The organism is Bacteroides sp. AF34-31BH (genome assembly GCF_003602795.1).
GTDB lineage: Bacteria > Bacteroidota > Bacteroidia > Bacteroidales > Bacteroidaceae > Bacteroides > Bacteroides uniformis.
Genome location: NZ_QTLV01000003.1, coordinates 381565 through 402694 on the forward strand (window position 1 = coordinate 381565; position 21130 = coordinate 402694).

The 21130-nt window shown below is 47.2% G+C and carries 18 protein-coding genes; 9 read left to right on the top strand and 9 right to left on the bottom strand.

Annotation, left to right across the window (positions count from 1 at the left end):
• The first annotated feature begins 11 nt into the window (after positions 1–11).
• Positions 12–1910 (top strand): RagB/SusD family nutrient uptake outer membrane protein, encoded by a 1899-nt coding sequence (locus DWZ67_RS07565; RefSeq protein ID WP_120138492.1) that lies wholly within the window; start codon positions 12–14, stop codon positions 1908–1910.
• Positions 1911–1982: 72 nt separating this feature from the next.
• Here the strand turns inward: DWZ67_RS07565 and DWZ67_RS07570 are convergent, their stop codons facing one another.
• A complete protein-coding gene (locus DWZ67_RS07570; protein WP_009037764.1) occupies positions 1983–2990 on the bottom strand; it encodes an aspartate-semialdehyde dehydrogenase in 1008 nt (335 codons plus the stop codon).
• A 154-nt stretch (positions 2991–3144) separates the two neighbouring features.
• Here DWZ67_RS07570 and DWZ67_RS07575 point away from each other — a divergent pair, with 154 nt between their 5' ends.
• The 3 genes from DWZ67_RS07575 (at position 3145) to DWZ67_RS07585 (ending at position 6710) form a co-directional block, all read left to right on the top strand.
• Positions 3145–5274: a cation:proton antiporter gene (locus tag DWZ67_RS07575; protein ID WP_120138494.1), complete on the top strand. Its 2130-nt coding sequence runs from the start codon at positions 3145–3147 to the stop codon at positions 5272–5274.
• A gap of 1 nt (position 5275) precedes the next feature.
• Positions 5276–5986, top strand: coding sequence for a ThiF family adenylyltransferase (locus DWZ67_RS07580; RefSeq protein ID WP_044468255.1), 711 nt, complete (start codon positions 5276–5278; stop codon positions 5984–5986).
• Between the two features lie 64 nt (positions 5987–6050).
• Positions 6051–6710 carry an ABC transporter ATP-binding protein gene (locus DWZ67_RS07585; protein WP_008662818.1) on the top strand — a complete coding sequence of 220 codons (660 nt, stop codon included), beginning with the start codon at positions 6051–6053 and terminating at the stop codon, positions 6708–6710.
• 2 nt (positions 6711–6712) lie between these two features.
• Here the strand turns inward: DWZ67_RS07585 and DWZ67_RS07590 are convergent, their stop codons facing one another.
• The 3 genes from DWZ67_RS07590 to DWZ67_RS07600 all read right to left on the bottom strand — a co-directional run bounded on the left by DWZ67_RS07590 (position 6713) and on the right by DWZ67_RS07600 (position 11486).
• Positions 6713–9037: a TonB-dependent receptor gene (locus tag DWZ67_RS07590; protein WP_120138496.1), complete on the bottom strand. Its 2325-nt coding sequence runs from the start codon at positions 9035–9037 to the stop codon at positions 6713–6715.
• 124 nt (positions 9038–9161) lie between these two features.
• Positions 9162–10112: a helix-hairpin-helix domain-containing protein gene (locus DWZ67_RS07595; protein ID WP_120138498.1), complete on the bottom strand. Its 951-nt coding sequence runs from the start codon at positions 10110–10112 to the stop codon at positions 9162–9164.
• Positions 10113–10118: 6 nt separating this feature from the next.
• Complete coding sequence (locus DWZ67_RS07600; RefSeq protein WP_120138499.1) at positions 10119–11486, bottom strand: sodium-dependent transporter; 1368 nt, start codon at positions 11484–11486, stop codon at positions 10119–10121.
• Positions 11487–11589: 103 nt separating this feature from the next.
• On the opposite strand from DWZ67_RS07600, the gene DWZ67_RS07605 reads away from it, so the two are divergent.
• Positions 11590–11973 carry a VanZ family protein gene (locus DWZ67_RS07605; protein WP_005824913.1) on the top strand — a complete coding sequence of 128 codons (384 nt, stop codon included), beginning with the start codon at positions 11590–11592 and terminating at the stop codon, positions 11971–11973.
• Positions 11974–11975: 2 nt separating this feature from the next.
• Here the strand turns inward: DWZ67_RS07605 and DWZ67_RS07610 are convergent, their stop codons facing one another.
• Complete coding sequence (locus DWZ67_RS07610) at positions 11976–13274, bottom strand: UDP-N-acetylmuramoyl-tripeptide--D-alanyl-D-alanine ligase (protein ID WP_005834715.1); 1299 nt, start codon at positions 13272–13274, stop codon at positions 11976–11978.
• Between the two features lie 184 nt (positions 13275–13458).
• Here DWZ67_RS07610 and folP point away from each other — a divergent pair, with 184 nt between their 5' ends.
• The 4 genes from folP to DWZ67_RS07630 all read left to right on the top strand — a co-directional run bounded on the left by folP (position 13459) and on the right by DWZ67_RS07630 (position 18061).
• Positions 13459–14310: a dihydropteroate synthase gene (folP, locus tag DWZ67_RS07615; RefSeq protein ID WP_120138501.1), complete on the top strand. Its 852-nt coding sequence runs from the start codon at positions 13459–13461 to the stop codon at positions 14308–14310.
• A 26-nt stretch (positions 14311–14336) separates the two neighbouring features.
• Entirely contained in the window at positions 14337–15101 is a 765-nt protein-coding gene (gene cdaA, locus DWZ67_RS07620; RefSeq protein ID WP_005824908.1) for a diadenylate cyclase CdaA, read from the top strand.
• A gap of 79 nt (positions 15102–15180) precedes the next feature.
• Complete coding sequence (locus tag DWZ67_RS07625) at positions 15181–16719, top strand: TldD/PmbA family protein (RefSeq protein WP_005824906.1); 1539 nt, start codon at positions 15181–15183, stop codon at positions 16717–16719.
• Positions 16720–16741: 22 nt separating this feature from the next.
• The gene (locus DWZ67_RS07630) at positions 16742–18061 is read left to right on the top strand and encodes a TldD/PmbA family protein (protein WP_005834721.1); all 1320 of its coding nucleotides are present in this window, start codon (positions 16742–16744) and stop codon (positions 18059–18061) included.
• 2 nt (positions 18062–18063) lie between these two features.
• Here the strand turns inward: DWZ67_RS07630 and eis are convergent, their stop codons facing one another.
• The 4 genes from eis to DWZ67_RS07650 are packed head-to-tail and all read right to left on the bottom strand — an operon-like array spanning position 18064 to position 21120.
• Positions 18064–19080: an enhanced intracellular survival protein Eis gene (eis, locus tag DWZ67_RS07635; protein ID WP_120138503.1), complete on the bottom strand. Its 1017-nt coding sequence runs from the start codon at positions 19078–19080 to the stop codon at positions 18064–18066.
• A gap of 42 nt (positions 19081–19122) precedes the next feature.
• On the bottom strand, positions 19123–20037 hold the full coding sequence (locus DWZ67_RS07640) for a DUF2156 domain-containing protein (protein WP_005824900.1): 915 nt from the start codon (positions 20035–20037) through the stop codon (positions 19123–19125).
• 52 nt (positions 20038–20089) lie between these two features.
• Positions 20090–20785: an LrgB family protein gene (locus DWZ67_RS07645; RefSeq protein WP_005824898.1), complete on the bottom strand. Its 696-nt coding sequence runs from the start codon at positions 20783–20785 to the stop codon at positions 20090–20092.
• The gene (locus tag DWZ67_RS07650) at positions 20782–21120 is read right to left on the bottom strand and encodes a CidA/LrgA family protein (protein ID WP_005824896.1); all 339 of its coding nucleotides are present in this window, start codon (positions 21118–21120) and stop codon (positions 20782–20784) included. Before DWZ67_RS07650 ends, DWZ67_RS07645 begins: the two co-directional genes overlap by 4 nt.
• Between the last annotated feature and the right edge of the window lie 10 nt (positions 21121–21130).

Here is a 21130-nt window from a genome sequence, read left to right on the forward strand (position 1 = left end):
TAATTGCAGTTATGAAAAAGAAAAATTTATTATACATCGTTTGTGCGTTGGCAATGAGCTCGCTCTGCGGTTGCGACGATTTTTTGGATAAAGACCCGCAGGACAAGCAGACCAATGACACTTATTGGCAGACTGAAACTTCTTTGCGTACTTATGCGCAAGACTTCTATTCTTCCTACTTTGCAGGATATGGTACCGACTATACTGTTTTTGCCGGTTATTTCTCTGGAGATGACTATACGGATGATTTTATCAATCTGAATAATGCAAATACAAACGGTTCAGGATATATTTATTTCTCCACTTCTGCCACTACAGACTGGAATAGCCGGACGGGAACTTGGTCGGACAATTATAGTGTTATTTATAAAGCCAATGTCATGCTTAAGAAGATTCCCGGAATGAATATTTCGGACGAAGCCAAGAAACACTGGGAAGGTGTTGCACGCTATTTCCGTGCAATGGCCTATAGTACGCTGGCAAAGTATTATGGCGGTGTTCCTTACTACGATAAGGTGACAGACCCGGCAGACCCGGCTCTTTATAAAGACCGTGATTCTTATTTGTATGTAGCGCAGAAGATACAAGAGGATTTTCAATATGCATTGGATAATGTACGTACGAATGACACAAAGCGCCAAGTCAACAAATATGTGGTTGGTGCGTATATGTCACGCGAAATGCTGTATCATGCCACATGGCTGAAATATCACGGTACTACTGTAGGTCCTACTTCAGAGAAAGTGGTGGATGGTGATATTAAGAACTTGCTGCAAGGTGCCATTAATGGTGCGGAGGCAGTAATGAACTCCGGTATCTATTCAATAGGCAATACTTATAATGCTTTGTTTACTACGGACGATTTGGCTAACAATCCGGAAGTCATCTGGTATCGTGAATATACAAGCGGTTTGCAGTGTAATGCTTTGATGTCCTACAATGGTCCGGAAGATCAGACTCAGGGTGGTGTTACGCAAGATGTAATCAACACTTATCTTTGCAGTGACGGTTTGCCGATAGGTCAGTCTCCGCTGTATCAAGGTAAGGAAGACCCGAGTATTCAGAAGTCATTTCAAGACCGTGACCCGCGTTTGTATCAAACAGTTGCCGACAGTCTTCGTATCATGAGCGCCATGGGGACAAATTATACCGAAGGTACATCACCAACGGGATATCCTACCAAAAAGTTCTTGAACGACGAGTGGTGGGTGGCTGGTCTGGATTATTGTACCGGTAGATTAAGTCCGGCTGATGCGCCGTGCATCCGCTATGCGGAAGTGCTGCTGAATTATGTAGAGGCGCGTTATGAGATTGCCCAAGTGGGGGGTAACGCTTTCTCGCAGAGCGACCTTGACAAGTCTATCAATGAACTCCGTGACCGTCAGCTGACGAAGTGGGGAGATACTGAAGCCAAGACTATGCCGAAAGTTCAACTGAATGGCAGCAACTTGAGTGTGAATGGGGTTGTTATTAATGACCCTGCCCGTGACCCTGATGTCAATCCGGTTTTGTGGGAAATCCGTCGTGAGCGTCGTATTGAGTTGATTATGGAAGGCCGTCGTGGTGAAGACCTCCGTCGTTGGGCCAAGTTTGAATACTTAAACTCAGAAGATGCAAATGGTTATCCTACCATGTCTTTCCTAGGTGCTTATGTCAATATGGCCGATTATCCGGAAATATCTTCAAAAGATGATTCCGGCAAGAGAGTGCTCTATCTGTTCGACCCAGAGAATCCGGGTAATGAGGATACTGAAAAAGGGTATATTTATTATCTTCGTGAAAAGGAACTTCGTATATTCAAGGCTGGTGAATTGAATTCGGAACGCTACTATTTGCGTGCCATACCGGCTGCACAGTTGACTATTTATGAGAATAAAGGTCAGGTATTGACTCAGAATCCAGGCTGGTAATACCATAAAGTGGATTATAAAAATAAGGGATGTCATTTCTAGGACATCCCTTATTTTTTATTCATTGTTCTCTTACAGTGCCTTTTCCTTAATCAGGTATTCTGCAATCTGCACCGCATTCAGTGCAGCGCCTTTCTTAATCTGGTCGCCCACAATCCAGAACGTCAATCCGTTTTCGTTGCTGAGGTCCTTGCGGATACGACCTACGTAAACCGGGTCTTTGCCCGCGAGGAACAACGGCATGGGGTATTCCTTTTCTGCCGGGTTGTCCATCAACACCAGTCCGTCGCCTTTGGCAAATGCTTCGCGGGCTTCTTCTATGGAGATGGGACGCTCGGTCTCTACCCAGATACTTTCGGAGTGGGAGCGGAGAGCGGGAACACGTACGCAAGTAGCACTGACCTTTACGTCAGAGTGCATAATCTTACGGGTCTCGTTGAACATCTTCATCTCCTCTTTGGTATAGCCGTTTTCGGTGAATACGTCGATTTGCGGAATGAGGTTGAATGCCAGCTGGTAAGCGAATTTTTCAACGGTTACGGGTTCGCCTGCCAATACCTGGCGGTACTGCTCGTACAACTCATCCATGGCAGCGGCGCCGGCACCACTGGCAGCCTGATAGGTAGAAACGTGTACGGTCTTTATATGGGAAAGCTGTTCGATGGCTTTCAGTGCCACTACCATTTGGATAGTCGTACAGTTAGGGTTGGCAATGATACCGAGAGGACGTTCTTTGGCGTCGGCGGCATTCACTTCGGGCACTACCAAAGGTACATTGTCGTCCATACGGTAAGCGCTGGAATTGTCAATCATCACTGCTCCGTACTTGGTAATGGTTTCGGCAAATTCTTTGGAGGTGCCTGCGCCTGCGGAAGTGAAAGCGATATCAACCCCTTTAAAGTCATCATTGTGTTGCAAGAGTTTCACCTCGATCTGTTTACCGCGGAAGGTATATTTGGTTCCGGCACTGCGTTTAGAACCGAACAATACTAACTCGTCCAACGGGAAATTTCTTTCATCGAGCACTCGCAGGAACTCTTGTCCCACGGCTCCGCTTGCTCCAACAATAGCTACTTTCATTTTTCTTTTGTTTTAAATTAAGTTTATAAAAAAGTGAAATACTATCTCTAAAAAGATAGAATTGGTCGCAAATTTATAACAAAATGCTGTATAACACCGCATAAAGTGAAAAGTTTTTCGTTATTTTGCATTCAAAACCTAAAACTTACAGCCTATGGATTGGTTTGACTTCAGCTTGAAACTTCCCATCACCGACCCTACATGGATATTCCTCCTTGTACTCCTCATTATATTGTTTGCTCCCATATTGTTGAATAAGCTTCGTATTCCGCACATTATCGGAATGATACTGGCGGGGCTTGTCATTGGGGAGCATGGTTTCAATATCTTGGTGCGTGATAGCAGTTTTGAGCTTTTCGGCAAAGTAGGCTTGTATTACATCATGTTCCTTGCCGGTCTGGAAATGAATATGGGGGACTTCAAACAGAACCGGGGCAAAGCGCTTGTTCTGGGGCTCTTGGCTTTTATTGTGCCCATAGGCATAGGCTTGGTAACGAATATAGCTTTGTTGAAGTACGGGGTACTGACCTCTGTCCTACTGGCAAGTATGTATGCATCGCATACACTGGTGGCCTATCCCATCGTGATTCGTTACGGTGTGTCGCGGCATCGCAGTGTGAGTATTGCAGTGGGAGGAACGGCGGTTACGGATACACTCACTTTGCTGGTTCTGGCCGTTGTGGGTGGTATGTTCAAGGGGGAGTCGGACGGCTTCTTCTGGGTATGGCTTGTCATAAAGGTTATCTTCCTGGGTATTTTGATTGTATATCTGTTTCCACGCATAGGCCGTTGGTTCTTCCGGAGGTACGATGACAATGTGATGCAGTTCATATTTGTGCTTGCCATGGTTTTCCTCGGAGCCGGATTGATGGAGTTTGTGGGGATGGAAGGCATCCTGGGTGCTTTCCTTGCAGGTTTGGTATTGAACCGGCTGATTCCGCATGTCTCTCCGCTGATGAACCATCTGGAGTTTGTGGGCAACGCCTTGTTTATTCCTTATTTCCTGATAGGCGTGGGTATGTTGATTGATGTGCATGTGATTTTCGGTCATGGCGATGCTCTGAAAGTAGCGGCTGTAATGATTGTGGTGGCATTGGCAGGTAAATGGATTGCCTGCTGGCTGACGCAGAAAATATATAAGATGGGAGGGATTGAACGGGAGCTGATGTACGGATTGAGCAATGCACAAGCAGCGGCAACGCTGGCGGCTGTGTTGGTGGGGTACAACATCATTCTGCCCGATGGGGAACGCTTGCTGAACGATGATGTTTTGAATGGTACCGTCCTGCTGATTCTTGTAACTTGCATTGTGAGCTCGTTCATTACGGAGCGTGCCGCACGGAAGATTGCCATGGAGGAGGTGCATCTGGAAGAAAACCGCTCCGTGGAAGCGGAGAAGATATTGATTCCGATAGCCAACCCCGATACGATTGAAGACTTGATAAATCTTTCTTTGGTGATACGCGACCCGAAGCAACGGGATAATCTGTTGGCACTGAATGTCATCAACGACGATAGCAGTTCTGAAAGTGCCGAATTGCGTGGGAAACGCTATCTGGAAAAGGCTGCCATGATAACGGCCTCGGCAGATGTGCCGTTGAGGCAAATCACGCGTTACGACTTGAATATCGCTTCGGGCATTATCCATACAGCAAAAGAATATGCGGCAACGGATGTCATTATAGGTCTGCACCGTAAAGTCAATATTGTGGATTCATTCTTCGGTATGCTGACGGAGAATCTGCTGAAGGGCTTGCATCGCGAGGTGATGGTTTCCAAGTTCCTGATGCCCATTAACACAATTAGGCGGGTGATTGTGGCGGTACCTCCGAAAGCCGAGTATGAGGCGGGATTCCTGAAGTGGGTGGAACATTTCTGCCGGTTGGGGAGTACTTTGGGCTGTCGGGTGCATTTTTATGCCAATGAAGAGACTACCGCCCATCTTCAAGGGCTGGTGAAAGCCAAATATGGACAGACATTGACAGACTTTTCCCGCCTGGACGATTGGGGGGACTTACTGATATTGACCGGACAAGTGAACTTTGACCATCTGTTAGTGATTATCAGTGCCCGCCGGGGCTCCATCTCCTATGACAGCTCCTTCGAGAAGTTGCCAGCACAAATCAGTAAATATTTTGCAAACAATAGTCTGATTGTGTTGTATCCAGACCAACTGGGTGAACCGCAGGATGCGGTATCCTTCTCAAATCCGCGTGGCAACAATGAGTCGCAGCATTACGAGAAGGTAGGCAAATGGTTCTATAAGTGGTTTAAGAAAAGCTAGAATGGAAGATTGGAAACAGCGAACGCAACTCCTACTGGGAGATGAAAAGATGGAACGGTTATGCAAGGCGCATGTACTTATAGTAGGACTGGGTGGTGTAGGTGCTTATGCGGCCGAGATGATATGCCGTGCCGGAGTGGGGCGGATGACGATAGTCGATGCCGATACCGTGCAGCCTACGAATATAAATCGCCAGTTGCCGGCTCTGCATTCTACCCTGGGGCAAAAGAAGGCGGAGATATTGGCATCACGTTTCAGGGACATTAATCCGGCTCTGGAACTGAGAGTGTTGCCCGTATTCTTGAAAGATGAGAACATACCGGAACTGCTGGATGATGCGGCTTATGACTTTGTGGTGGATGCCATCGATACGCTTGCTCCAAAATGCCACTTGATAGCGGAAAGCATGAAGCGGCATATCAAGATAGTGTCCAGCATGGGGGCAGGAGCAAAGAGTGACATTTCGCAAGTGCGCTTTGCCGATATCTGGGATACCTATCATTGCGGGTTGAGCAAGGCTGTGCGTAAGCGTCTGCAAAAAATGGGCATAAAGCGGAAACTTCCAGTTGTTTTCAGCACCGAACAGGCTGATCCGAATGCCGTTTTGCTGACGGACGACGAGATGAACAAGAAGTCCACCTGTGGAACAGTGAGCTACATGCCTGCAGTTTTTGGCTGCTATTTGGCCGAATATGTAATTAAAAGACTATAGTAATAGCACTTGAAAGAAAACTATCAAATAGTAAATAGTAAATTGTCAAATTGTAAATAGCCTAGTGATTCATTTAGAGAATATAACGAAGAGTTTCGGTAACCTGCAAGTGTTGCGGGGTATTGACCTGGAGATAGAGAAAGGGGAGATTGTCAGCATTGTAGGCCCCAGTGGAGCGGGTAAAACTACCTTGCTGCAAATCATGGGTACGTTGGATATGCCGGATGGCGGTTCGGTGGTTATTGACGGTACACAAGTCAACCGTATGAGGGAGAAGGAACTTTCCGCATTCCGCAACCGCCATATCGGCTTTGTGTTCCAGTTCCATCAACTGCTGCCGGAGTTTACGGCTTTGGAGAATGTAATGATACCAGCCTTCATTGCCGGAAGAGGACAGCAGGAAGCCAAGGAGGCGGCTACGGAAATTCTTGAATTCATGGGGCTTGCCGAACGGGCCTCCCACAAGCCGAATGAGTTGTCGGGAGGTGAGAAGCAGCGTGTGGCGGTGGCCCGTGCTCTCATCAATCATCCAGCAGTGGTGCTGGCAGATGAACCTTCCGGCAGCTTGGATACCCATAATAAGGAAGAACTGCACCAGCTCTTTTTTGATTTACGTAACCGTTTCGGACAAACGTTTGTTATCGTAACCCATGATGAAGGACTGGCGCAGCTCACCGACCGGACGATACATCTGATTGACGGGGAAATTAATAAAATGGTCTGAGCCTATTTCCCCGTGCCCATTACTCCCGAGTCATTGTCACTGTTGTTTACCTTCCGCTGTGCTGTCTTGAAACTGCGGCCGAACGAGAAGTTGTAGGAAAAGTTCACCAGGAACATGCGGGAGCTTTCTTTTATATAATTATTTGTCTTGTAGGATGCGAATTTATTCCAGTTTTCGCTTTGTACTTTATAGTTGTCGGTGAAAGGATTGAATGCACCGACTCCTACCCGAAGATTCTTATGCTTGTAATATACAGCTAACATTTGAATGTTTTCTCCTCCCGAGAGGGTTTCTCCCCAGAAATTGTTCCAATTGGTGTTTATCTGCCAGAACAGAGAGAACTGTTTGTAGTTTAATGAGGCTTCTGCCTCACAAAACCAGTTGGTGTAGGTATGCGAGTAGTGATTGCCATGGCTCATGTAATGGTTGACACCGCCCGTAAAAGAAAATTGCAGAATGTCGCGGATGGGTCCTACGCGGAGCATGGCACGTCCGGAGAGTTTCTGCCAATCCTTCTGATTGTCCCAAGTCTGCACTATTTTGTTGCCTTCTTGAATCTTCTCGTCCATAATGGCATTGGGACGATAGTCATAGGCTCCCCATAAGTTGGTGTAAAAGATGCCTTTTTTCCACTCGTAAGTCAGCTCCGTATGATAGCACATGTACGACTTCAGATTCGGGTTACCACGACGTATCTGGAATGAATCCACTGCTTGTTCCACATCGCTGAGGTCGCCCAATGAAGGAGAAGCGTTATAGATGTTTCCCTTCCAGCGGAGGTAGGAGTTGTCTGACATGGCATAGTGCAGAACGATACTCGGGTTGAAACTGTAGCTCTCGGTAGATTTGTTCTTGCCGCTCTGATTATAGTAGAAACGAGTCATGGCCACTCCCAGCCGGTAGTTTAGTTTGTCTATCTTTCCACGGTATTCTCCGAATATGTATGTGTTTCCTTGGTGCATATTGGTTTCATAATAATGCCCGTTTCTGTATTCATTGTTGGAGTAGGACTGTGTATGGTTCAATCCAAAGCTCAATGCGTTCCCCTTGGAATATTGCTTCTCGTAAATGACCTCGGCAATCAGGGAGTATTTGTTTCCTCGGATATTGTTGTCAATATCGGTCAATATGTTTCCCAGGGTGCTTTCTTGGTAGAGCCGCTGCGATTTTTCCCGATTGTAGGTTCCTACTACATTGAATACCAGGGTTTGTTTGTTTTTCAGGTCTTGTTGGTAGTACAAATCGAGTGAGGGACGTGTCCAGCTCTGGTCGGTACGGTCGGTCATGTCTACCACGTCCGCTTCGTCATTGGCGTTATAGAGAGTTCCTTTATAATCCCAGTGCGGCTGATTGTTTCCTCGAAGGCGGAAGGTGGCGCTGAAAAGGGAATTTTCAGAAGCCTGCAAACTGTAATTTACGTTTAGGTTGTGCTGGTACATGGTTGCCTTGCTGGGCTCTCCTTTCTCCAGGCGTCTGAGTGTGGTGCCGTCTGCCAGGTGGAATTCTTCTTCATTGTCGCGGTACATGCCGTTAAAATCCCGCGGTCCCATGTAATAGGAGAAGCCGAATTCTGATTTTTTGTGGTTTACTTTGCCGTACAGATTATAGTTTCCCCACATCGTGTTCAACCCTTGGGAAATGTCGGCACCGAAGTTTCCGCCCGTTTCAGGTCGGCGCACTATGTAGTCCAAAACGACTTCGGCATTACCGTAGCGCAGTCCCGGATTGTCATGGTACTCTATACGTATAATGTCGGCAGGGCGAATGGCTTTTATCTCGTCTATTTCGGCTTTGACTCCATTGATGCGTAATTGCAGTTCTCCACCGCCGGACAATCCAATCTCATTGTTCATGGGGTTGACCAGAATACGTGGCAGCATCAGTTCCTGCAACAGATTCACTCCGTTTGTGGAAGTTTTCATTTGTCTTTCGGATGGGAAAACCAGTTTGCGGTCTGCACGGCTGATTTGGCTGGAGCCGGTGATAGTCACTCCTTCCAGTGCGATAGAAGCACTGTCTAATACGATTGGTCCAAGGTCGGTATGGCGCTTTACTCCATTGAGGGTGATGTATCCGGTATTATACCCGATGCTGGAAAGAACAAGTCTGTAATCTCCGGTAGCCGTGTTCTTGAAGATGAATTCTCCTTCTGGACTTGTGGTCACACCGGCGACAAAAGTAGAGTCGATGGTCTGTAATACCACATTGACATACTCTATACTCTTGTCGGAAGCATCGCGGACGGTTCCTTTTATTTCTATTTTTTGAGCAAAAGCATTCTGTGCCATACTGCCCAGCAGCATGGTTATAATCATTAATTTTTTCATATTGATACGATGGTTCTAATCCTTATTGCAGTAGGCCTTCCTGTTTTTAGGGTGTTTCTGCTTGTTAGACGAAATGACTGGTGAAAAGGTTGCATCAGACATTGAAAAATGTTGCATGATGCTGTTATTCAAAGCAAACGTAGTGACTGATTTTCTCCAAATCGGTATCGGAGAATTCCTCGTAAAGTGCAAAAGGTTTCAGACTATGAAGGTCGCCTTTCTTCTTCCGGTATTCTACAAAGGCCTTTGCCTGGTAGAAGTTGATGTAAGGATGGTGGCGCAGCCTCTCTATGCTACTACGGTTCAGGTTGATGAGGTGGATGGCCCGGGTGTCGATGGAAAACCAGGACTGCAATTGGGTGGTGTCCAAATGGATTTCTTGTAATTGCGTGATGTTGTAGAATCCTCCCAAGCGTTGCCGATAACCGATGATTAGACGGGCAATGCCACTACCGATGCCTGGTATTTTCTTCAGTTCTGTGGTGTCGGCGCGGTTCAGGTCGACAAGGGTCCCAGACGGATATTTTTCCGGTGCAATTCGGGAAGTAGCAGTGCTGTCATTGCTTGCAGGAGAGCTGTATAACTGGACGGTTCTTGTTTCTGTGTCTTCCGGAGTGATGTGGATATAGGGTAGGAGTGCTTGATATTGTTTTTCTGTCATTCCATATATTTTCCGGAAATCTTCTGCCTCACGGAACTTCCCCCCTTTGCTACGGTAGCGGAGTATGTTCCGCGCCATCCATCCGGGCAGTCCCAGTCGGCAAAAAATGACGGAGTCGGCGATATTGGGATTGAAACGGGCCAAGGAGACGGTTGTCGGTTGTTTTTGGGAGGAAGGTTTAAGTCTGTTGTCCCATTTTTGTTCCTTTTCTTGTATGGATGCGATGAACGATTCGTATTCTGCCATGGCAGTGGCCTGCCGCCGGATTACTTCATCGGAGAGGGGGCGGTTCTCTCTTTGGTATATATAAATATACCCGGAGAGAAAGACGAGAATAATGCCGGTAATCAAAACCAGTATTCCGCGCCTTTCTCCCCGGGAGAAATAAAGGAATTCTTTAAAGGGGTTCTGCATGATGGCCTATTTCAGAAAACCCAGTTCATTGATAAAAATCAGTGCAATTCCTATCGGAGCAATATATTTCAGGATGAATATCAATAGCTTGTAGACGGATACTTTCAGAGTGCCATTGTTGCTGACTTCTTCCCATACGATTTTCTTGTCTAGATACCAGCCTATGAAGATGGAAATGAAGAAACCGCCTAACGGTAGCATTAGCTTGGCCGTTACAAAGTCGAACAAATCGAATAGGTTTAGCCCGAATACGGTATAGCTTTTGCCGATACCGAGAGACAGTGAGCAGAATACTCCTAAGAAAATACAGCCCGCTGTCACGTATCTGGCTGCCTTGCTGCGTGAGAACTTGAACTCTTCATGCAGATAGGCGGTTACCACTTCGTGCAGGGAAATGGTGGAAGTAAGTGCTGCCAATGCCAGTAGGATATAGAACATCAGAGACAGCAGTATCGCCAGCCAGGGAATATTGCCGAATGCTTGCTGAAAGACATTAGGTAGGGTGATGAATAGCAGACTGGGACCTGCATCCGGTTGGATACCCACAGAGAAGGCGGCAGGGAAGATGATGAATCCTGCCAAAATAGCTACCATAGTGTCGATAGCGGCCACGTTGAGTGCCGTTTTGGGCAGGTTCGTATCATTGCGGAAGTAAGAAGCGTATGTACAGAGACATCCCATCCCCAAGCTCAAGGAGAAAAATGCCTGGCCCATGGCTCCAAGGAACACATTGCCGTCCACTTTGCTGAAGTCCGGTTTCAACAGGAATTCAATGCCTGCTCCTGCTCCGGGCAGGGATATGGAGCAGATGGCAAGGATTATCAATAGGACAAACAGCATCGGCATCATGATTTTGGCTGATTTTTCAATACCTTTTTCCACTCCTTTGACAATGATGAGATGAGTGGCAAGTAGGAACAGCACCAGCCAGATGGCCGGACGCCAGGGGTTGCTGACAAAGCTGTTGAAGGATGCGATGAAATCGGCTGCCGACTTCCCGGCAAAACTGTTGGTAGCCGCTTCGCCGATGAACTCAAGCGTCCATCCTGCCACAACGGAGTAATATCCCAGAATAAGGAATCCGGCCAGTACGCCCATACGTCCTACCCAGCGCCAATGCGTGCCGGGTGCCAATTTCTGATAAGCCCTTGCCGTATTGGCACGCGAGCGCCTGCCGATAAGGAATTCTGCAATCATGATGGGGATGCCGAGAATGAGCACGCAAACCAGGTATATAAGGATAAATGCCGCACCTCCGTGATTCCCGGTCTCAAACGGGAAACGCCAGATGTTACCTAAACCGACTGCGGAGCCTGCCGAGGCAAGTATGACACCTAATTTGCTTCCGAAGTTGGCTCTGTCACTTTTTGTCATAAAACGTAGATTTTTCTTTCAATTCGTTATTAATACCAGCTAAAACATGCAAATATAGAAAATGTTCTGTACTTTTGCGCACAGTTCGTTGATAATTTGGTATATGCTATATTATATTAAGAAATATCCGGTGTCGCTTTTTATTATTCTGACGGTGATTTATCTTTCATTCTTTAAACCGCCTTCTACAGAAATAAGCAAGATTCCCAATATAGACAAGGTGGTGCATATCTGTATGTATTTCGGCATGTCAGGAATGCTGTGGCTGGAGTTTCTTCGCGCTCACCGGAGAGACAACGCCCCTTTATGGCATGCATGGGCAGGGGCGTTTGTCTGTCCCGTTTTGTTCAGCGGAATGGTGGAGTTGCTGCAAGAATACTGCACGACATACCGTGGTGGAGACTGGCTGGATTTTGCGGCCAATACCACGGGAGCGGTGCTTGCATCAATGGTCGGCTATTTCATTTTAAGGCCAAGGATGAAATAGGATTATAAGTATTCAACTACGGAACTTAGCTTGATGCCGTTCGACCCTTTTATCAGAATTGTTTTCCCGCAAGGTTTCTCTCTTTGCAGCTCTGCGATGAGTGCGGTTACATCGGGATAACTCTGATAAGAGTGGCGTGTGGCGGCAAACAATTCCCCTACAAGAACTACATCCTTGAATCCGCATTCTTCCAGATAGTCTGCAATCTTCTGGTGCTCGTCGGCACTGTCTTTACCCAACTCCCGCATATCTCCCAATATCAACATTTTGTTTTCGGCCTGCATGTTCCGGAAGTTACTAATGGAAGCCATCATGCTTGTGGGATTGGCATTATAGGCATCGATAATCAGAGTGTTGTCCGCTGTTTTTTTCAGTTGTGAACGGTTGTTTTGCGGGGTATATCCGGCCAGTGCCTTGTCTATTTTCTCCGGTTCCACACCAAAAAAATGTCCGATGGTGACAGCTGCCAGAGCATTGGGGAAGTTATATTCACCGATAAGCCGGGTTTGTACTTCGTGATATTTGCTTTCGTTGTCCGTTTTCCACTCGAAGGTGAGGTAAGGAGAATTGCCGGTGACGTGTCCGTTGATGTACAGCCCGTCCTCACTGCCGTAGGCAATCTGGTGGAGTCCGTAGGCTATCTTTTTCAAGTAGGGGTTGTCGTTATGGATAAAGATGGTAGCTTCTTTCCGCGTCCGCAGATAGTCGTACATCTCTCCTTTGGTCTTGATGATTCCTTCAAAAGAGCCGAATCCCTCCAGATGGGCTTTTCCTACGTTGGTAATGATCCCGTAGTCAGGTTCGGCTATCTCTACCAGCTCCTTGATGTCTCCCGGGTGGCTGGCACCCATTTCCACCACGGCAAGGTCGTGTTCAGGGCGCAGGCGGAGCAAGGTGAGGGGAACACCGATGTGATTGTTCAAATTTCCCAAGGTATAGAGCACGTTGTGAGTTTGCGAAAGTACGGTGGACATCAGTTCCTTGGTAGTAGTCTTTCCGTTTGTACCCGTAATGCCGATGATGGGTGTACGCATCTGCCGACGGTGGTAATTGGCAAGTTGTTGCAAGGTTTTCAAGCTGTTTTCCACCACGATGTATCGTGTATCGCCTTCAGGGGCATAGGCTTCTTCGTCCACTATGGCATAAGCACTTCCGCTTTCCAGCGCCCGGGCGGCAAAGGCATTTCCGTTGAACGACTCGCCTTTCAGCGCAATGAATAAAGAGCCTTGGGGGCAGTTACGGCTGTCAGTAGTGACACTGGTGCATGTTAGGAATATCTGATGTATAGCTGTTATATCCATGACTTTATAATTAAATCAATCTGTGTGAATCTGTGTAATCTGTGGTAAACCATCGTGCAAAGATATAGTTTTAATCCTCTCCCTTCCCGGGTACAGGCAAAAAACTTATCAGTTTTATGAGTTTATGTATTTTGAAACCACTTTTTTGTTTACATTTGCAGGTACTATATAGAACAGACTGCCTATGGAAATTACAACTGCCCGATATATAAATGTCAACGGTTCGCTGCTCGACCTCTCTCAACCCCGTGTCATGGGCATACTGAACGTTACTCCCGATTCCTTTTATGCCGGTAGCCGTACACAGACAGAGGCGGAAATAGCACGCCGGGTGAAACAGATAGTTTCGGAGGGAGCGGCCATTATTGACATAGGCGCTTACTCTTCCCGTCCCAATGCCGACAATGTCTCTGCCAGGGAGGAGATGGAACGGTTGCGTATGGGCCTGAAAATACTTTTTGAGATACAGCCGGATGCTGTGGTGTCGGTAGACACTTTTAGGGCGGATGTGGCAAGAATGTGTGTGGAAGAGTATGGTGTTGCCATCATCAATGATATTGCGGCCGGTGAGATGGATGCGAATATGTTCCATACCGTTGCGGCATTGAACGTACCTTATATTATGATGCACATGCAAGGCACTCCGCAAAGTATGCAGCAGCATCCTCATTACGACAATCTTCTGAAAGAGGTCTTCTTGTATTTTGCGCGCAAGGTGCAGCAATTACGTGATTTAGGTGTGAAAGACATCATTCTGGACCCCGGTTTCGGCTTTGGAAAGACAATGGAGCATAACTATGAATTGCTGTCCCATCTGGAAGAGTTCCGTATTTTTGAGTTGCCTTTGCTGGTAGGCGTTTCACGTAAATCGATGATATACCGCTTGTTGGACATTACTCCTCAGGAGGCGCTGAATGGTACTACGGTGCTCGATACCATCTGTTTGCTGAAAGGTGCTGACATCCTCCGCGTACACGACGTGAAAGAAGCCGTGGAAACCGTACGGATTGTGCAAGCCATGCGAAATAATTCCTAGTCCCTAACCCCTAATCATTCAATATCGTGTTTTTTGAATTTGGAATAAAAGATTTTATAGATATTCTGTTAGTGGCTTTTTTGCTGTACTATACGTATAAGCTGATGAAAGCCTCCGGCTCTATCAATGTGTTTACGGGTATCCTGGTGTTTATCTTGATATGGCTGGTGGTGTCGCAGGTGCTGGAGATGAAATTGCTCGGCTCCATCTTCGACAAGCTGGTCAGTGTGGGCGTGTTGGCGCTTATCATTTTGTTTCAGGACGAGATACGGCGCTTCTTGCTGACACTCGGTTCGCATCAGCATGCCAGTGCGCTGGTACGCTTCTTCACCGGCAATAAGAAAGAGAAGTTGGAACATGACGACATCATGCCGGTGGTAATGGCATGTATCAGCATGGGGAAGCAGAAGGTTGGTGCCTTGATTGTCATTGAACATAATTTGCCTTTGGATGACGTGGTGCGTACGGGAGAGATTATCAATGCCGATATAAACCAGCGTCTGATTGAGAATATTTTCTTTAAGAACAGTCCGTTGCACGATGGAGCGATGGTTATCAGTAAGAAACGTATCAAAGCGGCGGGATGTATCCTGCCTGTTTCCCATAATCTGGACATTCCTAAGGAACTGGGGCTGAGGCATCGTGCTGCCATGGGGATTTCCCAGGTGTCTGATGCGCATGCCATCATTGTATCGGAGGAGACCGGAGGTATTTCAGTGGCTTACAAAGGACAATTCTATCTGCGTCTGAATGCAGAGGAATTGGAAAGTTTGTTAACAAAGGAAAGCTAAGGTGTGACAAAATCTCCTATTTTTACGTCATATAACTATGATATAAAAAACAATATCTTATAACTAATAACTGAAAAGGATGGATAGACGAAATTTCTTACGGACGGGAAGTCTGGCGATGTTAGGTTCGCTGGCAGTACCCTCGTTGGCTATGCCTGCGTCAGTACGCGGAGCTTTAGGAGGAGCAGATAATCAGTCTGCCGTAGCTTCGGCAATGGTTCACTTCGGTGTGACGGAGGCTGACTTGAAGAAAGTGATGGCTGCCGCTCTGGAAAAAGGCGGCGATTATGCCGACCTTTATTTTGAACACACATTCAACAACAGTGTGGTTCTGATGGACGGCAAAGTAAACAACTGTGGAGCTAACATTGACTTCGGTATGGGCGTACGCGTATTGGCAGGCGACCAGACGGGGTATGCTTATGTGGAAGGGGTAACTATGGAAGAAATGCTGCGTGCTGCACGTACTGCTGCCCGTATCGCCTCTTCGGGCAAGGCCGGAAAATCTGTAGGACTGACGGAAAAGACAATTACCAAAAGCCGCTATGCCGTCACTGAACCTTGGGAGGACGTGAGTGTCAAGGCAAAAATACCTTATTTAGAAAAGCTGAACGAAAAGATTTTCTCTTTGGACAATCGTGTACGTAAGGTGCAGGCTTCTCTTTCTGACAGTACATCGCACGTGCTGTTCTGTAATTCCGAGGGCGTGAGCTACTACGACTACCGTCCGATGGTTTCTTTTATGGCAGTCTGTATCATGGAAGAGAATGGAAAGATGGAGAACGGTTATGCCGGTCGTTCTTACCGCAAGGGTTTTGAATTCATGACGGATGACATCGTGGATATTATTGCACGTGAGGCGGTGGATAAGACTGCTATCTTGTTCAAGGCTGTGAAACCCAAAGGTGGCGAAATGCCCGTCGTGATGGGGGCTGGCGGTTCGGGTATCTTGTTGCACGAAGCCATAGGACATGCTTTTGAGGCTGACTTCAACCGTAAACGTACTTCCATTTTCTGCGACCTTTTGGGAAAGAAGGTGTGCGATGAGCATATCAACGTGGTGGATGACGGTACCATCGCTTTCAATCGTGGAGCCGTGAATTTCGACGATGAGGGTGTGGAAGGCCAGAAAACCTATATCGTGAAGGAAGGTATCCTGACCAGTTATCTGCACGACCGCATCAGTGCCAAGCATTATGGGGTGGCTCCTACTGGAAACGGACGTCGCGATACTTTCCGTAATACTCCTATCCCCCGTATGCGTGCCACTTATATGGAAGCCGGCAATATGAAGGAAGCGGACATTATCTCCACCGTGAAGAAAGGTATCTATTGTGACCAGTTTACCAATGGCCAGGTGCAAATCGGTGCCGGAGACTTTACCTTCTTTGTGAAGTCGGGTTACTTGATTGAGGATGGCAAGTTGACGCAGCCCGTCAAGGATATAAATATCATCGGTAATGGTCCGAAAGCATTGGCTGACATCACGATGGTGGCAAATAACGATAAGATTGACAACGGTACTTGGACCTGTGGTAAAGACGGTCAGTCTTGTCCCGTTACCTGCGGTATGCCATCGGCACTAGTCAGCAAGCTGACTGTAGGAGGAGAAAGTTAATTATCAACTATCAATTAAAGACATGATTACAGACGACAATAAGAAATTGGCACAATGGGCAATGGAATATGCCTTGAAGAACGGTTGCCAGGCAGCCAAACTGGTGCTATATACAAATTCTAATTCTTCTTTTGAACTGCGTGACGGCAAAATGGACCGTTTGCAGCAGTCTACGGAGAATGGTTTGGGATTGAATCTTTATGTGGACGGACGTTTCGGCTCTTTTTCCACCAATCGGCTGGATAAGAAAGAATTGGAAACTCTTATCACGAATGGTATAGAGTCTACCCGCTATCTGGCGGTGGATGAGTCGCGTATGCTGGCCGACCCTGCACGCTACTATAAAGGAGGCAAGCCTGACTTGCAGCTTTTTGACAAGAAACTCTATGAAGTCAACCCGGATGATAAAGTGGCGATTGCACGTGCTGCTGCAGAGGAGGTATTGGGCAAGGATGAGCGTATCATTTCGGTTGATTCTTCTTATAGTGATGGCGAGGGTTCTTCCTATCGTTTGATAAGCAACGGATTTGAAGGCGAGTCGAAGAGTACCTGGTTCTCTGTCTCAGCCAGTGTATCCATTAAGGGAGAGGGCGAAGCTCGCCCTCAGGATTACTGGTACGACTCGGCTCTGTTCTATGATAAATTGACGAAGACGGGAATCGGTGCCAAGGCATTGGAACGCGTATTGCGCAAGCTGGGACAGAAGAAAGCAAAGTCGGGTAAATATACAATGGTGGTTGACCCTATGAATGTGGGAAACCTGCTCAGTCCGATGCTAAGTGCATTGTATGGCAGTGCTTTGCAACAAAAGAACTCCTTCCTGATGGATAAGCTGGATACGAAAGTGGCTTCCGACCTCTTCACGTTGCGTGACGAGCCGCATGCTATCGGTGCAAACGGTTCACGCTATTTCGATAATGAGGGTGTGGCTACCGAACCCCGCACTGTTTTTGACAAAGGCGTGCTGAAAACTTATTTCATCGATACCTACAATGGTAAGAAGATGGATATAGCTCCTACTATCAGTGCACCTTCACGTCTAATTCTGACACCGGGCGATAAGGACCTGAACGGATTGGTTGCAGATATTAAACAAGGCATCTTGGTTACGGGCTTCAATGGCGGTAACAGCAATAGCAGTACCGGTGACTTCTCTTATGGTATAGAGGGTTTCCTTATTGAAGACGGCAAGCTGACACAGCCCGTCAACGAAATGAATGTGACGGGTAACATGGTTACTTTATGGAATTCCTTGGTTGCTGTGGGCAATGACCCTCAACCGAACCGTTCATGGCAGATTCCTTCGCTGGTATTTGAGGGAGTCGACTTCAGCGGATTATAATGCTAGTTCAACATCAGGCTCATATATGGGCTTGATGTTGCAAATATTTTTTCGGTGAGCTCACCGATTGTAAGTGCCAAGTGGCTGCCCGGCAGACGCTTGGCACTAGTCATATATTTACCATTGTTCAGGTAGTAGTAGCCGTTATTGGCACTGACCTGCTCATCGGTAAGATGAATGCTGAGTTCCAGTTCCGGATGGGCCGTAGCATAGAGTTGCAGCATGGTTTTGGCATTGATGATGCGTGCCATGCCCAAAAGTTGGCTTTCACCGGTAGCGGGAGGAGTGAGAACCCGGATGGACGGGAGATTCAAGCTTTGGCAGATATGTTGAAGCAGTAAAGTTTTTGTTGCGGGAGTATCCGACACGATTTCTCCAATGCGCCAGTTGGCTTTCCCTATCGGATAGGTAATGGCCAAAGCCGTGATTTCCTCCCCATTGCTCAATGTGCAAACGAAGCCCTGTCCCAGTTGTAAATCGGCAATAATAACCTGGAAATCCTCTTCCGTATGCTGGATGCAGCAAGGGCGCTCCCGCAATTTCCGGTCGAGATATTCATATCTTTTTTCAGTATATTCGGCAGACATTTCCAAAGTAAGGCCCGTATCGGCTGTCGGTGTACCGGAAGCGATAAAGGTCTCTTCGGCATAGCGGAATACGGGGGCATAACCGCTGCGGCCATAGTAGTCGAACAGCCACGGTTCTGCCGGTATCAGGGTGGATAAGGCGACATTATTGTGTAGCATCCGTGCAAAGGCTTGTGATAACAGCTCGTGCATTACGCCCCGGTTACGGTAATCAGGGTGTGTGCAGGCACCGGATATATAGGCCGTATGAATATCTTCTCCTTCGAACGTCATAGGATAAGGCAACATCTGTAGGGCGGCAATCACTTCTTCGCCGCTTTGGATGGCAATATTGATATCATTGTTGTAGCGGAGCCGAAAATACAGTTCAGTAAATTCCTCGCTATCATTGAAACAGAGCTTCCATAAGTTCTTTACCTTTTCCCGTATCATCAATCCCTTATCCTTTTAATCCTTAATCTCTAATCCTTACTCTCACCATTTGATAGCTTCCACCGGTTCATCTTTCAGGCATGCCACGTATTTTTCCAGAATAATGGCAGGCTGGTACGAAAGTTTGGCCTTGCGCAATCCTTCAATACCCAAATCCTCTTCACGGTTGAGGTAGACATATTGTTCGGGGATATGGTTGGCAAATTCATAGTTAATCATTGCGTACGCTCCGTCTATGCTGGTGTCGGCCTTTTCCACATGTACTCCGAAGGTATCTTGGTTGATGGGCATTCCGAAAGTGAAGGCGGCAATTTTGCCGTCTACATGCAGGATGCCTCCGGTCAATCCCAGTTCTTCAAAATTGTGGAGGGCGTAGACCAGTGCGCGACGTTCGTTGCCCGTTCCTTCATGCTGGTCGCAATTGTTGGCCTTACACCATTCGGCTTCCAGGTCCAGACATTCCTGGATGCGGTCGGGAGTGATGGGAGTATATTCGTAATTATAGGTGCGTTTGAATTTGTTGACATGATTCCGTTTGGACTGGAATTTCTTTCCGGCAAGCGTGGCGAGGTCTGTACGCAGATAGAGGTAATCGGCATAGTCCCGGTCTGCTGTGAACTGGAATTTTCCGGGCATGAAGGCTTCCAGTTCCGAACACATGCCCGAACATATTCCCAGCAGGCAGAAAGGTTCCCCTTCCCGGTGTGCGTCTTCGACCAGTGCGTCCAGTACTTTTGTCAAATCTCCGTTACCTATCGGCATCATGTACACCAGTTCGTCGTTTGCCCAGAATTTCAGCAGGAGGAAGCCGTCCATGATGGCAAACTTTGTATTGTATAGAAAACGCCAGCTGCATAGGTTGGAGAATGAGAGGTCACAATTCCGTCGCGGACTGTTCTGTGTATAGGAAGTAATCAGTTCTTTGTCTTGTAATTCGATATCTTTAAATGAAATCATACGTTGTTTTTAGTTGGTTATGATTATAGATAACAAAAATAAGAAGATTTTGTTAGAGTAGCCCTAATAATCGCAGAATAGTTGGGGTCAGCAATGCAGTGAAAATACCGTTCAGGGTCAGGCCGAGGCTGGCGAATGCGCCGTATTTGCGGCTGATATCCATGGCTGTGGAAGTTCCTACCGCGTGGGCGGCGGCTCCCAAGGAAAGGCCTTGTGCCATAGGACTGCCGATGTGGGTCAGTTTCATGGTCTTGAAGCCCAGTATTCCTCCCAGCAAGCCTACACAGACCACTACGGCGGCGGTAAGTGAGGGAATGCCGCCCAGCGACTTGGTTACTTCCATGGCTATCGGCGTAGTGACCGACTTGGGCGCCAGGGAGTAGATAATCTCGTCGGAAGCCCCCATCAATTTAGCTATCAGCACGACAGAGATAACTCCCACAATGCAGCCGGCAAGTTGTGACAGCATGATGGGGAGCAGCTGTTTCTTAATCGTTTCCAATTGGAGGTATAGGGGGACTCCCAGGGCCACAACAGCGGGTTTCAGCCAGAATTCTATCAGATGTCCTCCTTCATTGTAGGTCTCATAACTGATATGTGTCATCTTCAGGAAGACAATGAGGATGGCAATTGTCAGCAGGATGGGGTTCAGCAACATGATGCCGGTCTTTTTCTGCAGGAGTTTGGCCAGAAAGAAAATCCCGAAGGTGACAGCCAATAGGAAAAATTCGTTTTCTAAAAAGTTCATTTGATTTTACGTGTTAGTTGATGAACCCATCCGGTGACTACAATCACCAGCAGGGTGCTGATTATGGAAGCGGTCACTATCGGCCAGAACTCGGAGGCGATGACATCGAAGTAAAGCATGAGAGCTACACCGGGCGGTACGAAGAAGAAGCCCAGGTTGGCAACCAGGAAGTCGGACATACCCTGCACCCAGTGCAGTTTAATCCAACCCAATTTCAAGAATAGGGTGAGCAACAGCATACCGATGATGCTGGAAGGTAACTTGATACCCGTAAAGAAAACAATCAGTTCACCCAAAGCTAAGCATCCGAAAAGGATGGCGCATTGACGAATCATATTATTATAA